Origin of the sequence: Arthrobacter agilis (genome assembly GCF_002953615.1) — a bacterium.
GTDB classification, from domain to species: Bacteria; Actinomycetota; Actinomycetes; order Actinomycetales; family Micrococcaceae; genus Arthrobacter_D; species Arthrobacter_D agilis_B.
The window spans coordinates 829067-831782 of sequence record NZ_CP024915.1 but is presented as its reverse complement, the minus strand read 5'-3'; the positions used below and the strand labels follow the sequence as shown (position 1 = coordinate 831782).

3 protein-coding genes are annotated in these 2716 nt (G+C 69.8%); 1 reads left to right on the top strand and 2 read right to left on the bottom strand.

The genetic code is table 11. The features are described 5' to 3' along the window. Nucleotides 1–1193 (bottom strand): glycoside hydrolase family 3 protein (locus CVO76_RS04025; protein ID WP_208740770.1); only part of this gene is annotated, 1193 nt, incomplete at its 3' end. Between the two features lie 108 nt (nt 1194–1301). Between CVO76_RS04025 and CVO76_RS04020 the strand changes: the two genes are divergently transcribed. Continuing rightward, nucleotides 1302–1883, top strand: a complete 582-nt coding sequence (locus tag CVO76_RS04020; RefSeq protein ID WP_133082174.1) for a TetR/AcrR family transcriptional regulator — start codon at nt 1302–1304, stop codon at nt 1881–1883. A gap of 72 nt (nt 1884–1955) precedes the next feature. On the opposite strand, the gene CVO76_RS04015 is transcribed toward CVO76_RS04020, so the two are convergent. Next, nucleotides 1956–2716, bottom strand: a 761-nt coding sequence (locus CVO76_RS04015) for a solute symporter family protein (protein WP_432206128.1), incomplete at its 5' end; no start/stop codon positions are given.

The following is a 2716-nucleotide window of genomic DNA, read 5'->3' as shown; positions in this document are numbered from 1 at the left end:
GGGCGGAGCGCCAGGCAGGACGCGGGGCAGTCGTTGGCGATGCCCCAGTCGGAGGTGATGACGCCGTCGAACCCGTACTCCCCGCGCAGCACGTCCTGCAGGAGGTACTCGTTGTGGTTCGCGCCCACCTGCTCCACGGCCGTCCCGTCGCGCTGCAGGTCCTGCAGGATCGAGTAGGTGGGCATGATGCCCGAGGCTCCCGCGGCGAAGGCGCCCTCGTAGGGGGTCAGGTGCTCCTCGAAGTTGTTGCCGGGGAAGGCCGCGTACCGGCCGTAGTAGTAGTGGCTGTCGTAGCCGTCGACCTGCGCGCCGTAGCCCACCCAGTGTTTCACCACCGTCGCGACGCCGTCCGGGGTGAGCCCGTCCGGGCCGCCCTGCATGCCCTCGACGTACGCCTGGACGTGCTCGCCCACCGTCTCGCCCGTCGAACCGAAGGTCCCGTTGATACGGGTCCACCGGGGCTCGGTCGCCAGGTCGGCCTGGGGTGACAGCGCCTCGTGGATGCCCACGGCACGGTATTCCTCGCGGATGATGTCGGCCATGGCCCTCGTCGCCTCCGGGTCGCCGACCGCCCCCATGCCGATCGGGTCCGGGAAGGCGGTGAAGTCGCCGTTGGAGACCGTCTGGCCCTCCGTGACCGTGAAGCCGTTCCGGGGGTCCGTGCTGATCTTCAGGGGGATGCCGAAGGGCTGCTCCTCGGCGAGCGACTGGAGATCGTTGTGCTCTCGCGCCAGGGTGCCCGCCCCGGCGCCGAGCCGGGAGATGAAGGTGGTGATGTGGCGCTCCGCCAGGAGCCGGGTGAACGCCGTGCGGTCGTAGGTGGCCTGCCCCGACAAGGAGGCGTGCATCAGCTGGCCGGACTTCTCCTCGAGGGAGAGGCGGGCGACGAGGTCCACGGCGCGTTCCTCCGGCGCGAGGCGCCAGTCCTCGTACGGCGTCAGCGCGCCGTCCCCGTCGAGGTCGCGGAAGGACCGCCCGTCGACACGGATGATCTCCGCCGACCGGCTGTCCAGCGCGGGCTGCCGGACCTTCTGGGGAGGCGCCGCGCTCGCCGCCGACCCGGCTGCCAGGATCGTCGCCAGCAGGGCGCCCGCGGTGAGGGTGGCGACGGGCCGCAGGCCACGCCGTCGGGCCGCTGCATTGTTCCCCGGTGCCGCCGTCGGATCCCGGCGCGCGTCCGAATACTTGCCCATAATTACTCCTTCGTAATGACGGTGGGTGGTGGGTGGAACTCAGGCTACACAAAACCGAGCGGCACTGGGTTTTTATTTCGGCCTGTTCCCACCCCCTACACTCGATCCATGGGTACGAAGGCGCAGGGCACCTACGCCAAAGGCATCGAGCGACGGCGCGAGCTGCTGAGGATCGCCGCGGAGGTCTTTGCCGCCGAGGGCTTCGAGGGCACCACCCTCAAGCTCGTGGCGGAACGCGCGGGCATCAAGGAAGCGACGCTCTTCCACTACTTCAGCGGCAAGCAGGACCTGCTGACCGCGGTGCTCGCCGACCGCGACGAACAGAACAGTGCGCAGCACGGCGGATCGGTGACCTCCCTCGCGGATTTCCCGGGCATCGCGGAGCACAACGAACGGCATCCCGGACTGACCGCTCTCTTCGCCGTGGCGTCCGCGACCGCGACGCGCCCGGACCACGCCGCCCACGACTACTTCCGTACCCGCTACTCGTGGCTCCTCGGCACGGTGGAGCGGGACATCGCCGGTGCCCAGGCCCGCGGCGAGATCCGCACGGACATCGCGCCCGAGGACGCCGCGCGCCTCATCGTCGGTGTCTTCGACGGCATCCAGCTGCAGTGGCTCTACGACCCCGCCACGAGCATGCCGGCAGCACTGTCCAGCGTCCTCAGGCTCCTCGCGCCTCAGGGCTGATCCTCCCCGAAACGGCGGAGGCCGCCCCACCTCGCGGTGGGACGGCCTCCGTGGTGCTGCTCGGGAGCTGCCTCAGTGGTCGGTGGCCTTCTCGGCACCGACGCCGGTGAGGGAGCGCACCTCCATCTCGGCCTGCTTCATGGGGTCCTCCGTGGTCCGGGAGAGGGTGGTGCCCAGCCAGCCGAGGAAGAACGCCAGCGGGATCGAGACGATGCCCGGGTTGCTGAGCGGGAACACCGAGAAGTCGGCGCCCTGGATCATCGACTTCTCGCCGCCGGAGACGACGGGCGAGAGGGCGATCAGCAGGATGGCGGAGCCGAGCCCTCCGTACATGCTCCAGATGGCGCCCTGCGTGTTGAACTTCCGCCAGAACAGCGAGTAGAGGATGGTCGGCAGGTTGGCGCTGGCCGCCACGGCGAAGGCGAGGGCCACGAGGAACGCGACGTTCTGGCCCTGCGCGCCGATGCCGCCGAGGATCGACAGCAGGCCGATGACGACGACCGTGCGACGCGCGACCTTCACCTCCCCGTCCGGGTCGACCTTGCCCTTGCAGATGACGCTCGCGTAGATGTCATGGGCGAACGAGGCCGCGGCCGTGATGGTGAGTCCTGCGACGACCGCGAGGATCGTGGCGAACGCGACGGCGGAGATGAGTCCGAGGAGGATGGATCCGCCGAGCTCGAAGGCCAGCAGCGGCGCAGCCGAGTTGACGCCTCCCGGTGCGGCCAGGATGCGCTCCGATCCGATGAGGGCGCTGGCGCCGTAGCCGAGCACGAGAGTGAAGAGGTAGAACGCGCCGATCAGCCAGATGGCCCAGACCACCGAGCGGCGGG